Annotated in this window: 19 protein-coding genes; 10 read left to right on the forward strand and 9 right to left on the reverse strand. The window is 74.0% G+C overall.

Annotation, left to right across the window (positions count from 1 at the left end; genetic code table 11):
- Positions 1 to 146 precede the first annotated feature (146 nt).
- Positions 147 to 512 carry an STAS domain-containing protein gene (locus ACZ7G3_RS19245; protein WP_470926984.1) on the forward strand — a complete coding sequence of 122 codons (366 nt, stop codon included), beginning with the start codon at positions 147 to 149 and terminating at the stop codon, positions 510 to 512.
- 6 nt (positions 513 to 518) lie between these two features.
- Here ACZ7G3_RS19245 and ACZ7G3_RS19250 read toward each other — a convergent pair whose 3' ends face one another.
- Positions 519 to 905 carry an ATP-binding protein gene (locus tag ACZ7G3_RS19250; RefSeq protein WP_470926986.1) on the reverse strand — a complete coding sequence of 129 codons (387 nt, stop codon included), beginning with the start codon at positions 903 to 905 and terminating at the stop codon, positions 519 to 521.
- Between the two features lie 496 nt (positions 906 to 1401).
- On the opposite strand from ACZ7G3_RS19250, the gene ACZ7G3_RS19255 reads away from it, so the two are divergent.
- The gene (locus ACZ7G3_RS19255) at positions 1402 to 3960 is read left to right on the forward strand and encodes a SpoIIE family protein phosphatase (RefSeq protein WP_470926988.1); all 2559 of its coding nucleotides are present in this window, start codon (positions 1402 to 1404) and stop codon (positions 3958 to 3960) included.
- A 265-nt stretch (positions 3961 to 4225) separates the two neighbouring features.
- Positions 4226 to 6799 carry a SpoIIE family protein phosphatase gene (locus tag ACZ7G3_RS19260; RefSeq protein ID WP_470926990.1) on the forward strand — a complete coding sequence of 858 codons (2574 nt, stop codon included), beginning with the start codon at positions 4226 to 4228 and terminating at the stop codon, positions 6797 to 6799.
- A gap of 203 nt (positions 6800 to 7002) precedes the next feature.
- On the opposite strand, the gene ACZ7G3_RS19265 is transcribed toward ACZ7G3_RS19260, so the two are convergent.
- Positions 7003 to 7176, reverse strand: coding sequence for a CsbD family protein (locus ACZ7G3_RS19265; RefSeq protein ID WP_073728798.1), 174 nt, complete (start codon positions 7174 to 7176; stop codon positions 7003 to 7005).
- A 153-nt stretch (positions 7177 to 7329) separates the two neighbouring features.
- Between ACZ7G3_RS19265 and ACZ7G3_RS19270 the strand changes: the two genes are divergently transcribed.
- Positions 7330 to 7476: a hypothetical protein gene (locus tag ACZ7G3_RS19270; RefSeq protein WP_426522575.1), complete on the forward strand. Its 147-nt coding sequence runs from the start codon at positions 7330 to 7332 to the stop codon at positions 7474 to 7476.
- Positions 7477 to 7513: 37 nt separating this feature from the next.
- On the opposite strand, the gene ACZ7G3_RS19275 is transcribed toward ACZ7G3_RS19270, so the two are convergent.
- Positions 7514 to 8986, reverse strand: a complete 1473-nt coding sequence (locus ACZ7G3_RS19275) for an MFS transporter (RefSeq protein ID WP_470926992.1) — start codon at positions 8984 to 8986, stop codon at positions 7514 to 7516.
- Positions 8987 to 9216: 230 nt separating this feature from the next.
- On the opposite strand from ACZ7G3_RS19275, the gene ACZ7G3_RS19280 reads away from it, so the two are divergent.
- Positions 9217 to 10581 (forward strand): FAD-dependent oxidoreductase, encoded by a 1365-nt coding sequence (locus ACZ7G3_RS19280; protein ID WP_470926994.1) that lies wholly within the window; start codon positions 9217 to 9219, stop codon positions 10579 to 10581.
- A gap of 136 nt (positions 10582 to 10717) precedes the next feature.
- Here the strand turns inward: ACZ7G3_RS19280 and ACZ7G3_RS19285 are convergent, their stop codons facing one another.
- The 4 genes from ACZ7G3_RS19285 to ACZ7G3_RS19300 all read right to left on the reverse strand — a co-directional run bounded on the left by ACZ7G3_RS19285 (position 10718) and on the right by ACZ7G3_RS19300 (position 12942).
- Positions 10718 to 11092, reverse strand: a complete 375-nt coding sequence (locus tag ACZ7G3_RS19285; RefSeq protein ID WP_426597687.1) for a roadblock/LC7 domain-containing protein — start codon at positions 11090 to 11092, stop codon at positions 10718 to 10720.
- A 97-nt stretch (positions 11093 to 11189) separates the two neighbouring features.
- On the reverse strand, positions 11190 to 11714 hold the full coding sequence (locus ACZ7G3_RS19290; protein ID WP_426597688.1) for a roadblock/LC7 domain-containing protein: 525 nt from the start codon (positions 11712 to 11714) through the stop codon (positions 11190 to 11192).
- A gap of 38 nt (positions 11715 to 11752) precedes the next feature.
- Entirely contained in the window at positions 11753 to 12538 is a 786-nt protein-coding gene (locus ACZ7G3_RS19295) for a hypothetical protein (RefSeq protein WP_470926996.1), read from the reverse strand.
- Positions 12535 to 12942: a hypothetical protein gene (locus tag ACZ7G3_RS19300; protein WP_426597690.1), complete on the reverse strand. Its 408-nt coding sequence runs from the start codon at positions 12940 to 12942 to the stop codon at positions 12535 to 12537. The genes ACZ7G3_RS19295 and ACZ7G3_RS19300 overlap by 4 nt, the downstream gene beginning before the upstream one ends.
- A gap of 358 nt (positions 12943 to 13300) precedes the next feature.
- Between ACZ7G3_RS19300 and ACZ7G3_RS19305 the strand changes: the two genes are divergently transcribed.
- The gene (locus tag ACZ7G3_RS19305) at positions 13301 to 14377 is read left to right on the forward strand and encodes a YihY/virulence factor BrkB family protein (protein ID WP_426597691.1); all 1077 of its coding nucleotides are present in this window, start codon (positions 13301 to 13303) and stop codon (positions 14375 to 14377) included.
- Positions 14378 to 14427: 50 nt separating this feature from the next.
- Here ACZ7G3_RS19305 and ACZ7G3_RS19310 read toward each other — a convergent pair whose 3' ends face one another.
- A complete protein-coding gene (locus ACZ7G3_RS19310) occupies positions 14428 to 15222 on the reverse strand; it encodes an SDR family NAD(P)-dependent oxidoreductase (RefSeq protein WP_470926998.1) in 795 nt (264 codons plus the stop codon).
- A gap of 192 nt (positions 15223 to 15414) precedes the next feature.
- Here ACZ7G3_RS19310 and ACZ7G3_RS19315 point away from each other — a divergent pair, with 192 nt between their 5' ends.
- The 4 genes from ACZ7G3_RS19315 to ACZ7G3_RS19330 all read left to right on the forward strand — a co-directional run bounded on the left by ACZ7G3_RS19315 (position 15415) and on the right by ACZ7G3_RS19330 (position 21154).
- Positions 15415 to 16566 carry a hypothetical protein gene (locus ACZ7G3_RS19315; protein ID WP_470927000.1) on the forward strand — a complete coding sequence of 384 codons (1152 nt, stop codon included), beginning with the start codon at positions 15415 to 15417 and terminating at the stop codon, positions 16564 to 16566.
- 880 nt (positions 16567 to 17446) lie between these two features.
- Positions 17447 to 18010, forward strand: a complete 564-nt coding sequence (locus ACZ7G3_RS19320) for a (2Fe-2S)-binding protein (protein ID WP_470927139.1) — start codon at positions 17447 to 17449, stop codon at positions 18008 to 18010.
- Positions 18007 to 18999: an FAD binding domain-containing protein gene (locus ACZ7G3_RS19325; RefSeq protein ID WP_470927002.1), complete on the forward strand. Its 993-nt coding sequence runs from the start codon at positions 18007 to 18009 to the stop codon at positions 18997 to 18999. The genes ACZ7G3_RS19320 and ACZ7G3_RS19325 overlap by 4 nt, the downstream gene beginning before the upstream one ends.
- Positions 19000 to 19024: 25 nt before the next feature.
- Positions 19025 to 21154 carry a xanthine dehydrogenase family protein molybdopterin-binding subunit gene (locus ACZ7G3_RS19330; protein WP_470927004.1) on the forward strand — a complete coding sequence of 710 codons (2130 nt, stop codon included), beginning with the start codon at positions 19025 to 19027 and terminating at the stop codon, positions 21152 to 21154.
- Between the two features lie 66 nt (positions 21155 to 21220).
- Here the strand turns inward: ACZ7G3_RS19330 and ACZ7G3_RS19335 are convergent, their stop codons facing one another.
- Positions 21221 to 22366, reverse strand: coding sequence for a hypothetical protein (locus ACZ7G3_RS19335; RefSeq protein ID WP_470927006.1), 1146 nt, complete (start codon positions 22364 to 22366; stop codon positions 21221 to 21223).
- Positions 22367 to 22807: the final 441 nt, after the last annotated feature.

A 22807-nucleotide genomic window follows, 5' to 3' on the forward strand; every position in this document is an offset into this window, starting at 1 on the left:
GTCAGAGGAGCGCCGTCGCGCGCGTCGAGCCCTTCACGACCGGTCCGGGCCGCCCCGGTCCGCACAAGTGGCCCATGCGGGCCCCGAAGAGCCTTAGCATCAAGCCACCGGTGCGGGCCGGACATGTGCGAGAAGTGAGGCTGAGCGTGGCGGACATAGAGGGCGCGGCGGTACCGGAGCGGCTGCTGATCACCCGGACCACCACGGGCGAAGGCGTCGGCGTCGTCATCCTCGCCGGGGAGGTCGATCTCGACGGCAGCAGTCAGCTCCACGACGTCCTGCTGTCCTGCGTGCGGACGGCGCCGGGCACGGTCGTCGATCTCGGCGAGGTGGCCTTCCTGGACTCCAGCGGCATCAACGTGCTCATCTCCGCGCACCGGGCCGCCGAGTCCCGCGGCGCCTGGTTCCGGCTCGCCGCGCCCCAGCACGCCGTCGAGCGCGTGCTGCGGCTCGTGGGGGTCGACGCGCTCATCGACTGCTACCCGACCCTCGAGCAGGCCCTGGCCGCCTGAGGGAGGTCAGCGCAGCGGCAGGCGCGCGTACACCGTCTTCCCCGTCGCCCGGGGCTTGGTGATGACCTCGTCGCACAGGCGCGTCACGATCTCCAGGCCGTGCCGGCCGACCCGCAGGGGGTCGCGGGGCAGGAACGTGGGGAAGCCGTCCCCCGTGTCCGACACCGCGATCTCCACGCCGTCCTCCAGCAGGGTCAGTTCCAGGCGGCAGGGGCCGGGCGCGTGGCGGAGCGCGTTCGTCACCAACTCGCTGGCGACCAGGCGGGCGGCGTCCAGGAAGGTGTCGGCCAGGCCCACGCCCCGCTCGCGGAGCCGCGTGACGAAGCCGTGCACGACGTCCCGGGAGGCCGGGATCATCGCCGATCCGCCCCTGAACTCCGCCACCGTGGACACGACCGAGGTGTCCGCGGCATCGGATCTGTGCGCCGGAGTCATACAGAGCCTCACCGTCCGGTCCGGGGCCGAGTAGCCGAGTGGGGGTGCGCTGGTCCCCGGCCCTTCACGATACGCACCGGAGCAGTTTTCACGATCCCTTTGCCCCAACTTCCGCCGGACGCGCCGTTTTTCGGACAGGCCCGGGCCGAGTGCGCCGGAAAGGGCACCGTCCCGGTCGGCGACGGGCACGGCCGAGGTTTGCGAGACAGGCCTCGACCACGCGGGAGTAGCTGTCGGCCTGTGCCGTGGCGGAGCCCTCGATGTCGAGTTCGGTGATCTGCACGTCGACGCCGGGGCCGGCGGAGGAGGTCACGGACTCCCGGCCTCGGGGGCAACGCCCGTCGCGGTCACCCGTGCGGCCCGACCGCGTGCGCGTCCCCGGTGGAGTGGCGCATCCTTGCTGTGTCGCCCGCGTGACGGCGCACGGACGAGGTGGGGCCGAGAGGTGGGGCCGATGAGCGCAGGCGCCGAGGACACGGATCGCACGCCCGGGCGGCTGACGGTGCTCCTGATCGACGCCTGTGCCCGGGCCATCGGCGTGGCCGGCGGCCACGCGGGCGGCATCTACCTGCGCTCGCGCACCCCCGGCCTGCTGCGGCTGGCCGTGCTCGCCGGACTGCCCGGGCCGCTGTTCCGGCCCTGGTGGCGGCTGCACTCCGACAGTCCGTTCCCGGCCGCCGACGCCTACCGGCGGGGCGTGCGGGTGGTGCTGCCCAACGCGGCGGAGACGATGCGCCGCTACCCGCAGTTCGCGGCCGGCCTGCCGTTCCCGTTCGGGTCCCTGTACGTGCCCGTCGCCGGTACGACGCGGACGTACGGCGTCCTGACCGTCCTGCGCCCCGGCGCGTCGGACACCGCCGAGGTGGTGGAGGGCCTGGACCGGATGGAGCGGCCGGCCCGGCAGCTCGGTGCGGCCCTGGAGCGGCTGGACGAGGAGCCCGAGGCCCCGCCGGTCGTCTGGGACGGCGAGCCGTTGTGCCTGCGGCCGCCCCCGTCCGTACGCCACGCCCAGCGCGCCGGAAGTTTCGCCTGGGATCCGGCCACCGGTGACGTCACCGTCGACGAGCCGCTGCGCGCCCTGCTCGGCACGGCGGGGGCCGCCGCCGGATCCGCCACCACCACACTCGACACGCTCACCCGCGCCCTGGCCCCCGACGACGGGCACCGGGTCGCCGCGGCGCTGCGGCAGACCGCTGCCGGCCGGCCTCCGCCGCTCCCCCTGTACGTGCGCGCCTCGGACGGTGCGCTGCGTCTGGTGGAGCTGTGGAGACCACCTGCCGCGCCGCCCGTCGGCGGCCCGGTGCGCGGCGCCGTACGCGATCCGTCGTCCGGCACCGTGGCCGACGCCGCGGCCGACCTGCTGCCGGACGGGGTGTTCTGCGTGGACCGGCTGGGCACGATCGTCTACGCCAATCCGCGCGCCGCCCGGCTGCTGGGCCGGCCACGGGCCCGGCTGGTCGGCCACTCCCTGTGGGAGGCCGTGCCCTGGCTGGACCAGACGGCCTACGAGGACCATCTGCGCGGCGCCCTGCTCTCCCCCGAACCGGTCCACTTCCATGTCCGGCGCCCGCCCGACGACAGCCGCCGGACCACTCCGCAGCCCTACGAGGGAGACTGGCTCGCCGTCTCCGTGCATCCCGGGCCGGACTTACTGACGGGCACGCTCCGCCCGGCCAACCGGGTGGCCGACGCGTCCGCCGGCCTCACACCCGAGCACGGGGGACCGGAGGCGCCCGGCACGGACGGACCCGCGCCGGACGCCATCGCCGCCACGGCGCCCGGGTACCGCCCCATCGTGCTGGCCGTTGCCCTGACCGAGGCGGTCACCGCCCGCCAGGTGTCCGCCGTGGTCGTGCGGGAGGTGCTGCCGGCGTTCGGCGGCCGTCGGCTCGCCATCTACCTCCTCCAGGACCGCCATCTGCATCTGGCGTGGGAGACGGGCTTCCCACCGGGTTTCCTCACGCGCTTCGAGGGGGTGGCGCTGGACGCCCGGCTGCCCGGGGTCGAGACGCTGACCAGCGGCCGGCCGCTCTTCTTCGACTCGATGCAGGCGCTGGCCGCCGCGTACCCGGGCATTCCCCTGGACGCCACGGAGGGCGCCCGCGCCTTCCTGCCGCTGATCGCCTCCGGGCGCCCGGTCGGCTCCTGCATCCTCGGCTTCGACCGTTCCCGCGGGTTCGGCACCGAGGAGCGCGCGGTGCTCACGGCCCTCGCCGGGGTGATCGCCCACGCCATGGAGAAGGCCCGGCGCTTCGAGACCGAGACCGCCCTCGCCCGCGGACTCCAGCGGGCACTGCTGCCCCGGCGGCTGCCGGCGCACCCCCTGCTGGAGACCGCGGGGCGCTATGTGCCGGGGACCCAGGGCATGGACGTGGGCGGGGACTGGTACGACGTCGTCGCCTCGGGGGACGGCATGGCCCTGGTCATCGGTGATGTGCAGGGGCACGGCGTGCAGGCGGCGGCCACGATGGGACAACTGCGCAGCGCCGTGCGCGCCTTCGCCCTCGGTGACCGTTCGCCCGACGAGGTGCTGAGCGGCGTCAACCACCTGCTGACCGACCTGGACCCGGGGCTGTTCGCGAGCTGCTGCTACGTCCGCCTCGACCCGGCCACCGGACGGGCCTGCGCGGCCCGCGCGGGGCACCTGCCGCCGCTTCTGCGCCACCCGGACGGACGTACCGAGGCACTGGACCTGCCCGGCGGCGTGGTACTCGGCGTGGACCCGGGCGTCCGGTACCCGCTGACGGAGTTCCCGGTCGAGCCCGGTGCCGTCCTCGCCCTCTACACGGACGGGCTGGTGGAGCGGCCCGGCACCGACATCGAGGACGGGATCACCGCGCTGCGGCTGGCCCTGGCCAGGGCCGGGGCGCGCGCCGAACGGCCGCCCGGGAGCCCCTCGCTCGCGGGCCTCGCCGACCGGATCGTCGTCACCGCCCGCCGCACCACGGACCGCCCCGACGACATCGCCCTGCTGCTCGCCACCCGCCGCCCCCGGCGAGGGAGCCCTCCGTGAGGGGCCGCGGGCCCGGAGCGGGCGGGCCGCTCCGGCACCGGGGTGCCCCTCGCCTCCGCGGGCCCGGCAGTGTAGACATGGGCACATGGTCCGACTGATGGGTCGATCGGGAGAGCGGTCACCCCGTCGTCCCAGCGGCCCGCCGGCCCGGCACCCGCGAGACGCGGACCGGTCGCGGCGGGGGACGGACACGGGAGGGCGGCGGCGTGCCGCGGCAGTGCGCTCGGCGCTGTCCAGGCGCAGTGTCGCCGGCCAGGTCTTCGTCATGAACGTGGTCATCGTGCTGCTGCTCGTGGTGGCCGCCGCGATCGCGCTGGTGCTCCAGGTACGGCACGACAGCACGGTGGAGGCCCGCAACCGGTCCGTCGCCGTGGCCGCGACGTTCGCCGAGTCCCCGGGCATCCGGGAGGCGCTGCGCGGCCCCGACCCCACGGCGGTGCTCCAGTCCCGGGCCGAGGCGGTGCGCAGGGCCACGGGTGTGGACTTCGTCACCGTCACGAACACCGACGGCATCCGCTACACCCATCCCAAGCCCGACCGCATCGGCAAGGAGTTCGTGGGGAACATCGCCCCCGCGCTGGCCGGGGAGACGGTGACCGAGGAGATCGAGGGGACGCTCGGCCCGCTGGTCCAGGCCGTGGTGCCCGTCGAGGCGCCCGACGGCACGGTCGTGGGCGTGGTCTCGGCGGGCATCACGACGGAGAACGTGGGCGGCGCCGCCGAACGGCAGTTGCCGCTGGTGCTGATCGTGGCGGGCGTCGGGCTGGCCCTGGCGACGGCGGGCACCGCGTTCGTCAGCCGGCGGCTGCTGCGGCAGACGCACGGTCTGGGACCGCACGAGATGACCCGGATGTACGAACACCACGACGCGGTGCTGCACAGCGTCCGGGAGGGCGTGCTCATCATCGGCGGAGAGGGCGGGCTGCTGCTCGCCAACGACGAGGCACAGCGTCTGCTGGACCTGCCCGCGAATGCCGAGGGACGGCAGGTCACCGACCTCGGGCTCCCGGTCGACACGGCGGAGCTGCTCGTCTCCGGACGGGTCGCCACGGACGAGGTGCATCTGGTCAAGGACCGCTTGCTGGCGGTCAACCAGCGGCCCACCGACGTACGGGGCGGCCCGGCCGGCAGTGTCGTCACCCTCCGCGACTCCACGGAGCTGCGGGCCCTGTCCGGCCGGGCCGAGACCGCCCGGGAACGCCTGGACATCCTGTACGCCGCCGGCGTGGGCATCGGCACCAGCCTGGACGTCACCCGTACCGCCGAGGAGCTGGCGGAGCTGGCCGTGCCCCGGTTCGCGGACTACGTCAGCGTCGACCTGTTCGACACCGTGCTGGCCGGCGGCCAGCCGGGAGGCGTGACCCCGCTGCGCCGCTCCGCGCTCAGCGGTATCCGCAAGGAGGTCCCGCTCTACCCGGTGGGCCGGCAGATCCGTTTCGTGGCCTCCTCCCCGCAGGGCCGGTCCCTGCACACCGGCCGGCCCGTCCTGGAACCCCGCCTCGGCGAGGCCCCGGGCTGGCAGGCCCAGGACCGCGAACGCTCCGCGCGGGTGGTGGAGTACGGCGTCCACTCCCTGATCACCGTGCCGCTGCGGGCGGGCACCCTGGTGCTCGGCGTGGTCAGCTTCTGGCGTTCGGAGAAGCCCGAACCGTTCGACGAGGACGAGCTGGCCCTCGCCGAGGAACTGGTCGCGCGCGCCGCGGTCTCCATCGACAACGCGCGCCGCTACACCCGCGAGCACAGCATGGCGGTGACCCTCCAGCGCAGTCTGCTGCCCCGCAGGATGCCCGACCAGAACGCCCTGGACGTCGCCTACCGGTACCTGCCCGCGCAGGCGGGGGTCGGCGGGGACTGGTTCGACGTGCTGCCGCTGTCGGGGGCGCGGGTGGCGCTCGTGGTCGGCGACGTCGTCGGCCACGGGCTGCACGCCGCCGCCACCATGGGACGGCTGCGGACGGCGGTGCACAACTTCGCCGCCCTCGACCTGCCGCCCGACGAGCTGCTGGGCCTGCTGGACGAACTGGTCGGCCGCATCGACCAGGACGAGGCGGCCGAAGACGGCAGCGCCCCGGTCACCGGCGCGACCTGCCTCTACGCGATCTACGACCCGGTCTCCGGCTCCTGCGTGATGGCCCGGGCGGGCCACCCGCCGCCGGCGCTGATCCGGCCCGACGGCAGCGTGGAGTTCCCCGAGGTGCCCGTCGGCCCCCCGCTGGGCCTGGGCGGCCTCCCGTTCGAGACGACCGAGCTGCGCCTGGCGGAGGGCAGCCGGCTGGTGCTGTACACCGACGGGCTCGTCGAGGACCGGGAGCACGACATCGACGTCGGCCTCGAGCACCTGCGCCGGGCGCTGGAGACGGCCGGCGAGTCGCCCGAGGAGACCTGCCGGACCGTGCTCGACGCCCGGCTCCCGGACCGGCCGGGCGACGACATCGCCCTGCTCGTCGCCCGCACCCACGCGCTCGGTCCCGACCGGGTCGCCGAGTGGCAGGTGCCGAACGACCCGGCGGCGGTCGGCGAGGTGCGCTCCCGGGTCACCGGGCGGCTGGCTGAGTGGGGACTGGACGAGCTGGCGTTCACGACGGAACTGATCCTGAGCGAGCTGGTCACCAACGCGATCCGGTACGGCGGCGAGAGCGTCCATGTCCGGGTGCTGCGCGACCGCAGTTTGATCTGCGAGGTGTTCGACAGCAGCAGCACCTCACCCCACCTGCGCTACGCGGCCATGACGGACGAGGGCGGGCGCGGGCTGTTCCTCGTCGCCCAGCTCGCCGAGCGCTGGGGCACCCGTTACACACCGGCCGGCAAGGTCATCTGGGCGGAGCAGCCGGTGCCCTGACGGACACGGGCGTCGCCCACCCTCGGGGATTCCGCCCCCGGCACCCCTCCCCCGGCGCGCCCCGCAGGCACCTCTCGCCGTACCGGCCGCGTCGGCCGACCCCACGCCCGTCAGGGCGGGCCCACCACGGGCGCGGAACGGGCCGCGGAACCGGCCTTCGCCGGATTCCGCGGCCCGTTGCGTGCCGCACGTCGGTTCCGGTGTCAGTGCCGGAACGTGTCCTTGCCCTTCTCCTTGGCCTGCCGGGCGTCGCCCTTGGACTGCTCGGCGCGGCCCTCGGCCGTCATCCTCTCGTTGCCGACGGCCCGGCCGGCCGCTTCCTTGGCCTTCCCCTTGGCCTGCTCCATCTTGGCCTTGGACTTCTGATTGCCGGCCACAGCTGCTCACCTCACGGCGTTCGCTTCCGATGTCTCGCGTCACGGGTCGCCCGCCACGAGGCGGTCAAACCCGGGTGCGGCCGCCGGGGTGAGCGGAGGGCCGCGGGGTAGGAGGACGGGCAAGCGGATCCATCGTCGACTCGGAGGCACGTCATGGCCGGAATGCTGGACCGGATCAAGCGCTTCGCGCGCAGCCCGCAGGGCCGCCGGGCGGCGGAGCAGGTGCGCCGGGCCGCCTCGGACCCCCGCCGCCGCGCGCAGGCCCAGGAGATGCTGCGGAGGTTCGGCAAGCGCCGGTGAGCGCGCCGGGCCGGTTCGCCGTCGCGGCGGGACCGTCTCAGCACTGCCCGGCGTGGGTGTGGCTGTGGGACGTCTCCGGCGGGCAGCGCGCGGCGCGGTCGGCGCGGCGGTCCCGCCGCCAGTCGAGGACCGCGACGGCCAGCGCGCACAGCATGGCGGCGACCCCGGAGCCGACCGACAGGGCGACGGCCTCGTGGTAGTCGTCGTGGGTGGCGTTCAGGGTCAGGTAGAACAGCCCGGGCAGCGCGGCGGTGCCCACGGCGCCGCCGAGGCGCTGCCCCGTCTGCAGGGCGCCCCCGGCCGCGCCCGCCATCCGCACCGGGACGTCCCGCAGCGTCATCGTGATGTTCGGGGAGATCACACAGCCACTGCCGAGGCCGCCGACCAGCAGTGCCGGGGCCGCGAGCCAGGCGGCCCGGTCGGAGGGGGCCAGCCAGAGCACCAGCGCGGTCGCGCCGAGTCCCAGCATGACGGCGACGAGTCCCCAGACGGTCAGGGCCCGTCCCAGCCGGTCGACCAGGCGGCCCGCCACGGCCGCCGCGGTGGCGGAGCCCACGGCGAACGGGGTCACCGCCAGGCCGGACATGAGGGGTGAGAAGCCCAGCCCGTTCTGGAAGAAGAGGGCGAACACCAGCCACACACCGCTGAATCCGACGAAGTACAGGGCGGCGAGGCCCGCGCCGGTGGCGTAGCCCCGGGTCTCGGTGAGCAGCCCGGGGTCCAGCAGCGGTTGTCCGTCGCGGCGGGCGACGCGGCGCTCCCACCGTACGAAGGCGAACAGGACGAGCAGCCCCGCCGGGAACAGCCACCACACCCGGCCCACTCCGCCTCCCTCGGCGAGGACCAGCGGCAGCATCAGGGCGAGGATCCCGGTGCCGAGGAGCACCACTCCCACCGGGTCCAGGTGTCCCCGGCCACCGGGGGCGACCCGGGGGAGCAGGCGGAGGCCGAGCAGGAGCGCGAGAGCGCCGATCGGGACGTTGACGTAGAAGATCCACCGCCAGCCCTCGGGGCCGGCCAGCGCCAGGATCAGCCCGCCGACGACCGGGCCCACCGCGCTGGACACCCCCACGGTGGCGCCGAACAGCCCGAACGCGCGCCCGCGTTCCGCGCCGCGGAACATCTGCTGGATGAGTGCCGAGTTCTGCGGCGCGAGGCTGCCCGCGGCGACTCCCTGGGCCAGTCGGGCGACCACCAGCAGTTCGATGCCCGGTGCCGCCCCCGCCGCGGCGCTGAAGACCACGAAGGCCGCCAGCGCGGCGAGGAAGACGCGGCGCCTGCCGAACGTGTCACCGATCCGGCCGGCCGTCACCAGCGTCAGGGCGAAGGCGAGGGCGTATCCGGACACGACCCATTGCACGGAGGCCGCCGAAGCGTGCAGTCCCCGCTGCATGGAGGGCAGGGCGACGGCGACGATCGTCACGTCCAGCAGGGTCATGAACCCGGCGACCAGAGTCACCCAGAGGGCCCGCCACCGGTTCGGATCCGGGTGGTCGTCCGGACGGTGCACGGAGACTCCCCTCGTGAGGCGGACGCGGGGCGCGATCGTCGCGCCTCACGCCTGCGTCACCCGTACGGAGTGGTTCAAACCCGGACACAAAGCCGGCCGCAAAGGCGAACCATGGGAACCCATAAGCCGCCCTTATGGCGTCATAGACCGGACCCGCGTACCGACTTAGGCTTGCCTTAGCTTAGGCTTCCCCACGAGTCGATCTATCACCGCTCGAAGGGAACCTGAACATGCCCCGCCCTCTGCGGGTAGCCGTCGTCGGATCGGGCCCGGCCGGGATCTACGCCGCCGACGCCCTGCTCAAGTCCGAGGTGGCCACCGAACCCGGTGTGTCCATAGACATCTTCGAGCGCATGCCCGCCCCGTTCGGACTGATCCGTTACGGCGTCGCCCCCGACCACCCGCGGATCAAGGGCATCATCACGGCCCTGCACCAGGTGCTCGACAAGCCGCAGATCCGCCTCTTCGGCAATGTGGACTACGGAACCGACGTCAGCCTGGACGATCTGCGCACCTTCTACGACGGTGTGATCTTCGCCACGGGCGCCACGGCGGACCGTGCGCTGTCCGTTCCCGGTATCGACCTCGACGGCTCGTACGGCGCGGCCGACTTCGTGTCGTGGTACGACGGCCACCCGGACGTGCCGCGCACCTGGCCGCTGGAGGCGGAGAAGGTCGCCGTCCTCGGTGTCGGCAACGTCGCCCTCGACGTGGCCCGCATCCTGGCCAAGACGGCGGACGAGCTGCTGCCCACCGAGATCCCGCCGAACGTGTACGAAGGCCTCAAGGCCAACAAGGCGCTGGAGGTCCACGTCTTCGGCCGCCGCGGCCCGGCGCAGGCGAAGTTCAGCCCGATGGAGCTGCGGGAGCTGGACCACTCCCCCAACATCGAGGTGATCGTCGACCCCGAGGACATCGACTACGACGACGGCTCGATCGCGACCCGGCGCGGCAACAAGCAGGCCGACATGGTCGCCAAGACCCTGGAGAACTGGGCGATCCGCGACGTCGGCGACCGGCCGCACAAGCTGTTCCTGCACTTCTTCGAGTCGCCCTCCGAGATCCTGGGCGAGGACGGGAAGGTCGTCGGCCTGCGCACCGAGCGCACCGAGCTGGACGGCACCGGCAACGTCAAGGGCACCGGCGAGTTCAAGGACTGGGACGTCCAGGCGGTCTACCGGGCCGTCGGCTACCTGTCCGACCAGCTGCCCAAGCTGCCCTGGGACATCGACTCGGGCACGGTCCCGGACCAGGGCGGCCGGGTCGTCCAGGAGTCCGGCGAGCACCTGCAGTCGACGTACGTCACCGGCTGGATCCGGCGCGGTCCGGTCGGTCTGATCGGCCACACCAAGGGCGACGCCAACGAGACGGTGTCCAACCTGCTGGACGACTTCGCGAACGACAGGCTGCAGACGCCCGCGTCGCCCGCTCCGGAGGCCGTGGACGCCTTCCTCGCCGAGCGGAACGTCCGCTTCACCACCTGGGACGGCTGGTACAAGCTCGACGCCGCGGAGAAGGCGCTGGGTGAGCCGCAGGGGCGTGAGCGCGTGAAGCTCGTCGAGCGCGAGGACATGCTCCGCGAGAGCGGCGCCTGATCCGTGCCGCGGTGACCGGGCGCGGGCCCGGCGGGGAGGTGTCCCGCCGGGCCCGCGCCCGGTTCTGCGCTTCGGCGAGGATCAGGTTTTCAGGCGGTTCGCCGGGGGGTCAGACCTCCAGGCGGTTCACCGGGGATCAGACCTCCAGTTCGCTCTCGATCCGGCGCAGTTGGTGGCGGGCCATCGCCAGGTTGGCGCGGCTCGCGTCGAGCACCAGGTAGAGGAACAGGCCGTTGCCGCCACGGCCCTTGAGCAGGCGGATCATGTGGTATTGCGTGTTCAGGGTGATCAGGATGTCCTCGATCTCGTCCTTCAGACCGAGGTGCTCCATCGTGCGCAGCTTGGACCGCACGACGTCGGTGTTGCCGGCGGCGGCGACCTCCAGGTTGAAGTCCTTGCCGCCGCCCAGCGTGCCGAGGGCCATCCCGCTGGTGTAGTCGACCAGCGCGGCGGCGGTGGCTCCGTCGATGGAGCCGAGGCATTCCTTGAGCGAGGTCTCCAGGTTGGCCATGCGTGACTTCCTTTCCGGACGTGATCGGTGCGTGATTGGTGCGTGATTGGTGCGTGATCGGTGACGATCAGTGGTGATCTCGGTGGTGATGGGTTGTTCAGGTCGACCGGTGATGGCCACCGGTCTGCGGAGTCGGCTGGTGCGCGGGCCGTTGCGGGGTGCGCACCGGCAGGGTGCCGATGGGGCGGGCCGGGTCCGCGGGGAGTGTCGCGGCGTGTTCGTCGGCCGGGGCACGACCGCGGTCGTGGCCGATGTGCGCGACGACCAGCTCCCCTATCCGGGCGCCGCTGCGCCGGCCCTCCAGGTGCAGCCGGCCCACGTTGACCCGGCCCTCGGCGAGCAGGGTGAGCACGGCGGACGGCCCGGCCGCGTAGGTGGCGACGTAGCCGTCGGCCCCGCGCAGCAGCAGCTCTCGGAAGCCGCCCCGCGCGGTGGCGTCGGCCATGCGCTGCGCGACGCCGAGGGCGGCGGCGGTGAGCGCGGCGAGGCCCTCGGGTTCGGTGCCCGGGGCGTCGTGGGCCAGGACGAGCCCGTCGACGCTGGCCGCGAGCGATCCGGTCAACTGGGGTACGCGGTTGCGCAGTCGGTGCAGTTCGTCCAGGACGTCGCTCTCGACGGCCATGAGCAGTCTCCTTTCGGCACGCTGGCGACGCGCGCGGATCACAGGGCCTCCAAGGCGTCTCGAAGCCGTCGCAGCAGAGCCGTGTCCGGGTCGTCCCACACGACACCGTGCGGCTGCGGGGCCTGCGCGAGGGGCGCGGGAGCGGGCGGCGCGGCGGTGACGAGGCCGTCGGCGGCCAGGCGGCGCAGTTCGACGAGGGTGTGGTACGTGCGGCAGGCGAGCACCGAGGCGATCTGGGCGGCGGTGCGGACGCCGTCGACCTGTGTCAGGGTCCGGCTGCGCCGCACCGGCAGGTCGGCGGCGCCGGCGTCGGTCACCCGGGTGAGGGGGACGGTGTCGATGTCGGGGTCCGGCCATATGCGGTCCAGCAGGGCGCGTCGGCGTCCGGACTCGCGGACGACGACGTCCACCGGTACGGACCGCACCGTGCCGAGCCAGTGGACCGCGCCGGGCCGGAAGCGGTGCGCGCGCGTGTCGTGGGCGAGGACGAAGTACGCGGCGTCGAAGAGCGCGCCCAGGTGGCAGACCTCCAGTGCCCCCGCGGCGAGCCGGCCACTGTCCACGAGCCGGTGTCCGACCCGGGCCTGTGTTCCGCCTCGGTCGACGGCTTCCCACCAGCCGTCGGGCGCTACGGCGCCGCTGCGGGTGAGCAGTGCCCCGAGGTCCGGGGTGAAGGCGGACTCCACGTGCACGACACGGCCCGCCGACAGGTAGACGATGCCCCGCTCGCCCGACAGGGCACCCGTGGCGCCCTCGGCCGCGAGTACGCCGAGCGCCGCCGACGTCGTTCCGTGCGCGGTCCAGGTGGTGGTCACGCCGGTCATCCGAGCACCAGGCGATCGGCCATCTCGGCCAGCCGGATGCGGGCCAGGGCGAGGTTTCCGTCGTTGCGGTCCAGCCACAGGTGGAGGAAGACGGTGCTGTCGAACGGGGTGCTGACGAACCTGAGCAGGTGGTAGGCGTCGGCGGTCGTGGCGATCATGTCCTCGACCGGCGGTTCCTTCTCCGGCGCGACGACGGTGGCGGGATCACCGGTCGCCGTCAGGGAGCCGCTCTCCGCGACGTGCCGGGCCAGTTCCGCGGTCTCCGCCGCCGTGGCCTCCCAGTCACCGCCCGGCGCCTCGCCCACGGCGCCCAGGGCCAGACCGCTGATCCAGTCGACCAGCGACGCACCCTGCGCGCCGGGCAGTCGCATGGCTTCCAGCAGACTCTCGTCGATCCCGGGCACGCCGGATCCCCTCCCCTGCACGGCTGTGTACCGCGAACGTGACGCCGAGACTACGGAAAGTGCACGCATCCAGTGAGTCCTTTGGCATTTTCCAGAGGAACGTGCCCGCGCTGCGGCATACTGCGGTGTTTCGGCCGTGCGAGGAGTCCTGGGAGTCCGACGGGCGAGGAGCGGCGCGCGGACGGGCCGCCCCGATGCGGACGACGGGCGGGCGGGACCTGTCCGCGCGGACCGTGCCGGGCAGGGCCCGCCGCCCCGGGCCAGGAGTGAGCGGCCGCCGCCCCGGGGGGAGCGCCGCACACCCGGCACGCGTCGCGCACGGGTGCGTGGGCGTGCCGAGACGGGCAACCCGGGGTCCATGGCCCGACTGCATCTCCCCCATCGCGGGAAGCACACGAAGGACGACGCACCGGACGGGACGGCGCCGGACAGGGCGACGCCCGAGGACTACGGTCCGGCCCCCTCCACCGAGCGTGCGGCTCCCGGCTCCCCCACCGAGCTGCCGAAGCGCTCGTGGTCCGCGCTGCTGCGGCGCGTGCTCGCCGAGTTCAAGGACGACGAGCTGACCGACCGCGCCGCCGCGCTGACCTACTACGGGATCCTGTCGCTGTTCCCGGCGCTGCTGGTGCTGGTCTCGCTGCTCGGGATCGCCGGGCAGTCCGCCACCCAGGAGATCCTGGACAACATCCAGAGGCTCGCACCCGGATCCGCGCGGGACGTCATCTCCGACGCGGTGAAACAGTTGCAGGCCAAGGCCGGTCTGGGCTCCGTACTGGCACTGGTCGGTCTGGTCGGCGCCGTCTGGTCGGCGTCCGGCTACGTGGCGGCGTTCATCCGCGCGGCGAACGCGGTCTACGACGTACCCGAGGGACGCCCGGTCTGGAAGGTGCTGCCGCTGCGGGTGGCGCTGACCGTGGTGCTGCTCGTGCTCGCCGTGGTCAGCGCGCTCATCGTCGTGTTCACCGGCAGCCTGGCGCAGCAGGTGGGCACCGCGCTGGGCGTCGGTGACACCGCGATGACGGTGTGGTCGATCGCCAAGTGGCCGGTGCTGGTCGTCCTCGTCACGTTCATGATCGCGATCCTGTACTGGGCCACCCCGAACGCCCGGGTCAGGGGCTTCAAATGGATTTCGCCCGGCAGTGTGCTCGCCCTGCTGATCTGGCTGGCCGCGTCCGCCGGGTTCGCCTTCTACGTCGCCAACTTCGGCTCGTACAACAAGACGTACGGCACCCTGGCCGGTGTCATCATCTTCCTGGTGTGGCTGTGGGTGACGAACCTGGCCATTCTGCTCGGCCTGGAGTTCGACGCCGAGCTGGCCCGGCAGCGGGTGATCGACGGCGGGCATCCGCCCGAGGACGAGCCGTACGTGGAGCCGCGCGACACCCGGGCCTGGGACGAGGCGGACCGGCGGCGCGCGGTATCACCGGACGAGTGACCCCCCGGCGCCGCCGCCGGGTGACGCGTCCGGTCCGGGCCGTCGGCCCGCTACGGGAGGATCGAGTCGACGTATCCCCCGTCGACGCGGACGGCCGCGCCGGTCGTGGCGGACGCCTGGGGCGAGCTCAGGTAGACCACCAGGTTGGCGATCTCCTCCGGCTCGATCAGCCGCTGGAGCAGCGACTGCGGACGGTGCTCGCGCATGAAGGCGCGCTGCGCCTCGTCCCACGGGAGGTCGCGGTCGACCAGCTGGTACACGAAGTCCTCGACCCCCTCGGTGTGCGTGGGTCCGGCGATGACGCAGTTCACCGTGACGGCGCTGCCCGCCGCCTCCTTGGCGAAGCCGCGGCCGACCGCGAGCAGCGCCGTCTTGGACACCCCGTAGTGGATCATCTCGGCCGGGACGGCCACGGCCGAGTCACTCGCGATGTACAGCACCCGGCCCCAGCCCCGTTCCCTCATCCGGGGGAGATGGGCGCGCGTCAGCCTGACGCCCGCGAGGACGTTGATCTCGAAGTAGCGGCGCCACTCGTCGTCGCTGATCTCCAGCGCGGGCACCGCACCGAAGACGCCGAGGTTGTTCACCAGGATGTCGACGTCGGGCAGCGCCTCCAGGGCCCGCTCGGCGCCCTCCTCGGTGCCCAGGTCGGCCGCGACCGGCACGAACACGCCGTCCGGCACCTCGGCCCGCAGTTTCCCGACGCTCTCCTCCAGGCGGGCGGCGTCGCGTCCGTTGACGCCCACCGTGGCGCCGGCCCGGGCCAGCCCGGCGGCGATCGCCGCTCCGATGCCCTGCGAGGAGCCCGTCACCAACGCGGTTCGTCCGCCGAGGTCGAGGTTCATGGAGTCGCTCCTTCTCGTGCCGTACCGTCGGTTCGCCGTGCTTGTGCCCACCCTCGCCCAGGGCGCATCCGGGATCCCGCCGACCGCACCGCGACCGCACCGCGACCCGCCCGGTCGGCGGACCCCGGGTGCTCTCCGCTGACCTGCGGCGACGATACTTGCTTGTGTCCGTCTCCTGCTTCCCGAGGACCCATGCCGACCTCCGCCACCGTCCACCCCACGACTCCGCCCACGGTGTGGCCCGCTCGCGGCCGCCACGTCGGATCCGCGGCGGAGGACACCGTCCGGCACACCCTGCAGCGGCTGAAGGACAGCCGCTGCATCGACGACTTCCTGGAACTGCCCGAGGAGCGGCCGGACGACAAGGGCGCCGGCGTCCGGATCTTCGAGGCGCGCTGGAAGGCCGGGGGCGCCGTCACCGTACGGGCCCGGCTGCTCCTGGAGCCGGGCTCGGCCGGTGGTCAGGAGTGGACCCTCCTCGCGGAGGCCGAGGAGGCCTGGGACACGGCCTGGCCCTCCCCCGCCACGATGTTCTGGCCCGACGACCCGGACGTCACCTGGGACCGCGACACCGCCACCGGGCTGCGGCTGCGGGGCATCAACACCCTGCCGGACGACGACAAGGCCGTACGCCGGCTGCTCAAGGCGGCCGGGCGCAGCCCGTGGAACATCCACGTCGTCGTGCACGAGGCGATGACCCCCGACCACCGCGGCCGGGTACCGCTCGCCGATCGGCTGCCGCCCGGCCTGCGGCACCTCGTGATCGAGCACCGCGCCGCGCCGCAGCAGTTGCGGGTGGTCAACTGGGCACTGGAGGACTTCGGCGTCCAGGTGCCGCGCGGCGGCGCCGTGGTCCTGCCCGGCACCCCGGCCCCGTCCGGCTACGACGCCCAGGACTTCTCCGTCCGCACCGTCTTCCTGGACGGCTCCGAGCCCACCGGCCTGATCGCGGCGGTGACGTCCTTCGCGGCGCTGAGCCGGCCGCTGCCGGACGGCGCGGAGGACACCCTCACCGCGCTGCGGGAGGACTGGCGGCTGCTGACCCTGGCGGAGGAACTGGAGCGCGAGCGCAGGCTGGTGGCCATGTACGCCGAGGCGCTGGAGGCCATGACACAGTCCCGGGACCTGTACCGGGAGGCCGCGGAACGCGCGGCCGAGGCCCTGGCCGCGTACCGGGAGTCCGCCGGGTCCGCCCCGGCCGGGCCGCCGCCGTCCGCGGCGCCTGCGACGTCCCCGCTGCGGCAGCTGACCCGCACGCTGGAACGGTTCAAGGTCTCCGGCAGGGCACCCCGCACCGCGTCGGGCAAGGACACCTCCCGACCGGCGGCCGAGCCCGGCGACTGAGACCCGCCGGATCGCTGTCCGGGAGGCCGGCCGGCTGGGCACGGTCCGGGGCCGACCGACCGACCTGAGCATGGTCCAGGGCCGGCCAACTGACCTGAGAGCGGTCCGGATCCGACCGACTGCCTGAGCACGGCCCGGATCCGACCGACTGCCTGAGCACGGCCCGGATCCGACCGACCGGCCTGAGCACGGCCCGGATCCGACCGACTGCCTGAGCACGGCCCGGATCCGACCGACCGGCCTGGGCCCCGCGGTCCGTGAAGCAGCCGACCCGGTACCCGCGGCCCACCGTCCAGCCGACCCGATACCCACAGCCCGCCGACCAGCCGACCTGACCCCGCAGCCCACGAGCCGACCGGCCTGCATCCTCACGGCCGACGCACCAACCGCCTTGGGCGCCGGTCAGATCCAGCCGGGGCGCGGTTCCGCCGGGCCCGGCTGCCGGTACGGAGGCGCCGCGCGCACGTGCCGCGGCTTCCGGCAGCCGAGGGAGCCGTGCCTGGACTCGGCGGCCGTCCCTGGAACGGCCGTCCCTGCCGCGGCAAGCGCGCCGCCGCGCCGAGGGCGTACGCAGCCGCGACCCGACCACCGGCGGCCCGATGACGACGTCGGCGTCGAGGCGCCTGTCCGCCGTCCCGGCCGGAGGGGGCGCGCGCTGCCCGCACGTCGTGCGCGGCGCGTACGAGACCCCGTCGCCGTGGTCCGGCGGGTGACGAGCCGGCCCGGTGTACGTCCCCGGATCACGTGGTCCCGGTCCCGCCCACCGGCCGGTCCGGCGGTGGCCCGCAGCCGACTGAGGGCACCCTCACGTGTCAGCGGGCGCGACGTGGATACGCGGACGGAACAGCAGCACGGACCGTCCCGGAAGGTCACCGACGCCATGGTCAGCCAGCACGAGGGCGCCGCCCCCTCTTCACCACCGGAGTCGTCCCGTTCACAGACCACACTCCACGTCAACGGAAAACCGCACACCCTCACCGTCGACCACCGCCGGGTCCTGCTGGACCTCCTGAGAGAGGATCTCGGGCTCGCGGGCGCCAAGAAGGGCTGCGACCACGGGCAGTGCGGCGCCTGTACGGTCCTGGTGGACGGGCGGCGCGTCAACAGCTGCCTGCTGTTCGCCGTCGCCCTGGACGGCTGCGAGATCACCACCGTCGAGGGTCTCGCCGGGGACGGCGAGGAACTGCATCCGGTGCAGCGGGCGTTCCTGGAGCGCGACGCCTTCCAGTGCGGGTACTGCACCCCGGGCCAGATCTGCTCCGCGGTCGGCGTGCTCGCCGAGGCCGCGGCCGGGCACCCGTCCCACGTCACCGACCCCCGGACGCCCTCCGGCGAGTCCGTCGCGCTGGACCGGGAGGAGATCCGGGAGCGGCTGAGCGGCAACCTGTGCCGGTGCGGTGCGTATCCGCGCATCGCCGACGCGGTCGAGGACGTGATCCCGTGAAGCCCTTCGCCTACGTACGGGCCGGCAGCGTCGAGGAGGCCACCGACGCGTTCGCCGCCCACCCCGGCGCCCGCTACCTCGGCGGCGGCACCAACCTCGTCGACCTGATGAAGCTCGGCGTGGAGACGCCCGCCGCCCTCGTCGACGTCACCCGGTTGCCGCTGGACGCGGTGGAGGAGCTGCCCGACGGCGCGCTGCGCGTCGGCGCCACGGTCCGCAACAGCGACCTCGCGGCCCACCCCGCCGTCCGCGACCGCTACCCCGCTCTCTCCCAGGCTCTGCTGGCGGGCGCCTCGGGACAGTTGCGCAACTCCGCCACCACGGGCGGCAACCTGCTGCAACGCACCCGCTGCCCCTACTTCCAGGATCTCTCCAAGCCCTGCAACAAGCGGGAGCCCGGCACCGGCTGCGGGGCGCTGGAGGGCGTCCACCGCGACCACGCCGTGCTCGGTCACTCCGAGCAGTGCATCGCCACCCACCCCTCGGACATGGCGGTGGCGCTCGCCGCCCTGGACGCGCGCGTGGAGCTGCACGGCCCCGAGGGCACCCGGAGCGTGACCGCCGCCGACTTCCACCGGCTGCCCGGGCAGCATCCGGAGCGGGACACGGAGATCCACCCCGGCGAGCTGATCACCGGCGTGCTCCTGCCGTCCGCCACGGCCGGACTGCCGTCGGCGTACCGGAAGGCCCGCGACCGGGCGTCGTACGCGTTCGCCCTGGCGTCCGTCGCCGCCGTCCTGCACCTGAAGGACGGGGTGGTGGACCGCGCCGGGATCGCGTTCGGCGCGCTGGCGCACCGGCCCTGGCGGGCGCGGCGGGCCGAGGACGCGCTGGTGGGCGCGGCGCCCACGACGGCGGCGTTCGAGCACGCCGTCGACCTGGAACTGGCCGCCGCCGAGCCGCTGCGGGACAACGCCTACAAGGTGCCGCTGGCCCGCCGGCTGGCCCTGGACGTACTGGGCCGGCTCGCCCCGCCGGCCACGACCTGACCCCGGCGTCCACGAGGAGGACTCCATGACCGGCACCGAGACCGTCCTGGGCGCTCCAGTCGAGCGCCGGGAAGGACGGGAGAAGGTCACCGGCACCGCCCGGTACGCCGCCGAGTTCGACGCCCCCGGGCGCGCCCAGGCCTGGCCCGTCCCGGCGGCGGTCGCGCGGGGCCGGGTGACCGGCGTCGACACCGCTCCCGCGCTGGCCCTTCCGGGCGTACTGGCGGTGCTCACGCACGAGAACGCGCCCCGGCTCGGGGACCCGGACGACCCCACCCTGGCCCTGCTGCAGAGCCCGCACGTCCCGCACCGGGGCTGGTTCGTGGGCCTGGTGGTGGCCGAGACACTGGAGGCGGCGCGGGCCGGTGCCGCCGCCGTCCGTGTCACGTACGAGGCGGAGAGCCACGACGTGACGCTCACCGCCCCGCATCCGGAGGCGTACGTCCCGGAGTCCGCCAACGGGGGGTTCCCGGCCGTCAGCGGACACGGCGACCCCGACGGTGCCTTCGCCTCCTCGCCGACGCGCGTCGACGTCGAGTACCGGATACCACCCCTGCACAATCACCCGATGGAACCGCACACCAGCACGGCGTGGTGGGAAGGGGACCGGCTGACGGTGCACTCCTCCAGCCAGGGCACCAGCGCCGTACGCACGGAACTCGCCAGGCTGTTCGGGCTTCCCGAGGACCGGATCACGGTCCGGTCGGAACACGTGGGCGGCGGTTTCGGCTCGAAGGGCACACCCCGACCCGACGTGGTACTGGCCGTGATGGCGGCGCGGGAGACCGGCCGTCCGGTCACCGTCGCGCTGCCGCGCCGCTACCTGCCCGCCGTCATCGGCCACCGCGCGCCGACCCTGCACCGGCTGCGCCTGGGCGCCGACGCCGGCGGACGGCTCACCTCCGTCGTCCACGAGGTGACGACGCACACCTCCCGCGTGAAGGAGTTCGTGGAACAGGCGGCGGTCCCGGCGCGCGTCATGTACGCCACCCCCGCCCTGCGCACGCTCCACCGCGTCACGCCGCTGGACGTGCCCACACCGTCCTGGATGCGCGCCCCCGGCGAGTGCCCCGGCATGTACGCGCTCGAGTCCGCGGTGGACGAACTGGCCGTCGAACTCGGCATGGACCCGGTGGAACTGCGGATCCGCAACGAGCCGGACACCGAGCCCGACAGCGGCAAGCCCTTCAGCAGCAGGCATCTGGTGGAGTGTCTGCGCGAGGGTGCCCGCCGCTTCGGGTGGGAGGACCGCGATCCGCGCCCCGGGGCCGGCGGCGCCGGTCCCCCGCTGGTCGGCACCGGCGTGGCCGCGGCCACGTATCCGGTCATGGTCTCGCCCTGCGCCGCCTCGGCGCGGGCCCTGCCCGACGGCGGCTTCCTGGTGCGCGTCAACGCCACCGACATCGGTACGGGCGCCCGGACGGTCTGCTCCCAGATCGCGGCCGACGCCCTCGGCGTCCCGCTGGACCGGGTCCGTATCGACGTCGCCGACAGCGACATCGGTTTCGCGCCCATGGCCGGCGGCTCCTCCGGCACCGCCTCCTGGGGGTGGGCCGTCCACGAGGCGTGCGTCCGGCTGACCGGCCGGCTGGCCGAGCACTCGGGGCCGCTGCCCGACGGGGGGATCGCGGCCGACGTGGACACCTCCGGTGCCGCCGACGCCGAGAGCCCCTTCGCACGCCACGCGTTCGGCGCGCACTTCGCCGAGGTCACCGTGGACACGGTCACCGGTGAGGTACGGGTGACGCGGCTGCTGGGCGTCTTCGCGGCGGGGCGCATCCTCAACGCCCGTACGGCCCGCTCGCAGTTCATCGGGGGCATGACGATGGGCCTGGGCATGGCGCTGACCGAGGACAGCACGGTGGACCCGGCGTTCGGCGACTTCGCCGAGTCCGACCTGGCCTCGTACCACGTGCCCGCGCACGCCGACGTGGCGTCCGTGGAGGCGCACTGGGTCGACGAGGACGACACCCACCTCAACCCCATGGGCAGCAAGGGGATCGGCGAGATCGGCATCGTCGGCTCGGCGGCGGCCGTCGGCAACGCCGTCCACCACGCCACCGGCATCCGCTTCCGGGAACTGCCGCTCACTCCGGACCGGGTGCTCACCGGTCTGCTCGAACACGGGCATCCCGCGGGCATGCTGGGGACGTGAGCGCGGCACGTGGCCGGCGCCGGATGTCCGGTGCCGGCCACGTGGCGTGCGAAGGACGCCCGGCGGTCAGTCCACGGCGCCGCTCGCTCCGGCCGCCGGGTGGGCCGGCCAGCGCTTGGCGGGCGCCTGCGAGGCCACTCGTACGCGCAGGGCCATGAGCGCGATCAGCGACGTCAGCACGGCGACCGCGACGGCGATCCAGGTGGGCGCCAACGTGAGGTCCATGGCCCGGGACACGCGCGCCGACGGTGTCGCGCTGCCGTAGAGCTTGGCAACGGCCAGCGCCGCCGGTCCCACCACCGCCGCGGCGAGCAGCGGTACGGCGGGCCGCACGGTCAGCAGCAGGGCCAGCGTCAGGCAGAGCGCCGACAGGCAGAGGGCGGCCCCGTAGACGCGGACGGAGGCGCCGCTCTGGTGCAGCGGGAAGTAGGCCACGCCGCACCCGGCCAGGACCGCGACGGTGAGCCAGGCCGGCCAGGCCGCGCCCCGGGCGGACCGGCGCGCCGTACGGTCGTGGTCACGCGGGGGGTGATCCTCGTCCAGGACCTGTCCCCGGCCCGGTGTCCTGCGGGCCGGGCGCGGTGTCCTTCGACGTCCGCGGCCGCGGTTGGCCACGGCGAACGCGCCGGCCAGTCCCGCCGGTCGGGTGTCAGGCTCGGGTCCGTCGTCCTCGCCGATCCCGTCCAGGGCCGCCCGCAGCTGCCGGGCGCCGGGACTGTCCGGGCGTACCCGTCCGTCCTCGGCCAGCCGGCCGATCAGCTCGACCAGTTCCTCGACGGGCCGGCCGGTGGCGGCGGCCCGTACGGCCTCGTGCCCGCAGTGCGGTTCCAGGGGAGTGCGGTGCAGCAGTTCCATCAGCCGGGTCACCTCCTCCACCGAGCGGCACTCCGCCGCGGCCCGGATCGCCTCGTCCGCGCTGTTCGAGTGACGCGGCGGCCGGGTCAGCAGGCCGACCAGCCGGGTGACGTCCTCCACGGACCGGTTCACGCCGACCGCGCGGAGCGTGTCGATCGTGGCCTGCGCGTGCTGCGGGGACTGCTCCAGCATCGTGATCAGGTCGACGATCTCTTCCAGGGGCCGGTCGGCCACGGCGGCACGGACCAGGTCGCCGACGGGATCGCCGTACTCCCGCACGGCTTCGTCGGGGGCGGCGGGTTCCTGGCCGGAGGGGTCCTGGGCGAAGGGCTCCTGGGCGGAGGGCTCCTGAACCAAAGGTTCCTGCCCGAAAGGCTCCTGTGGGACGGGCGCGGGTTCCTGCGGTGCGGGGGGCTGTGCTGCGGGGGCCTGTGCTGCGGGGGCCGCCGTGGGGGCCTGGGGGACGGGTTCCTGAGGGGCGGGTTCTCGGTGGGCGGGTTGCTGAGGGGCGGGCGCACGGGCGGCCGAGGAGTGAACGGCCGGAGCCTCGGCGTCGGCCGACGCGCCCGGCGGGTGCACCGGGTGCGTGCCGGTGGCCGTGGTCGTCTCCCCGTTGGGCAGGTCCACGGCGGATATGGCGTACTCGGGCGAACGGGGTGATGAAGAGCCGGTAGTCATGATTTCTCCGTGTGGGTGGGGGTGCGGCCGCCCTGCGTCCCCGACATGCGACTCGCGCTCTGTGCTGACCATTACTAAGCACGTCCACCGCACCGTGCCACTGGAGTGGGCCACAGGGAT

It is taken from the genome of Streptomyces sp. NPDC037271 (assembly GCF_055603605.1).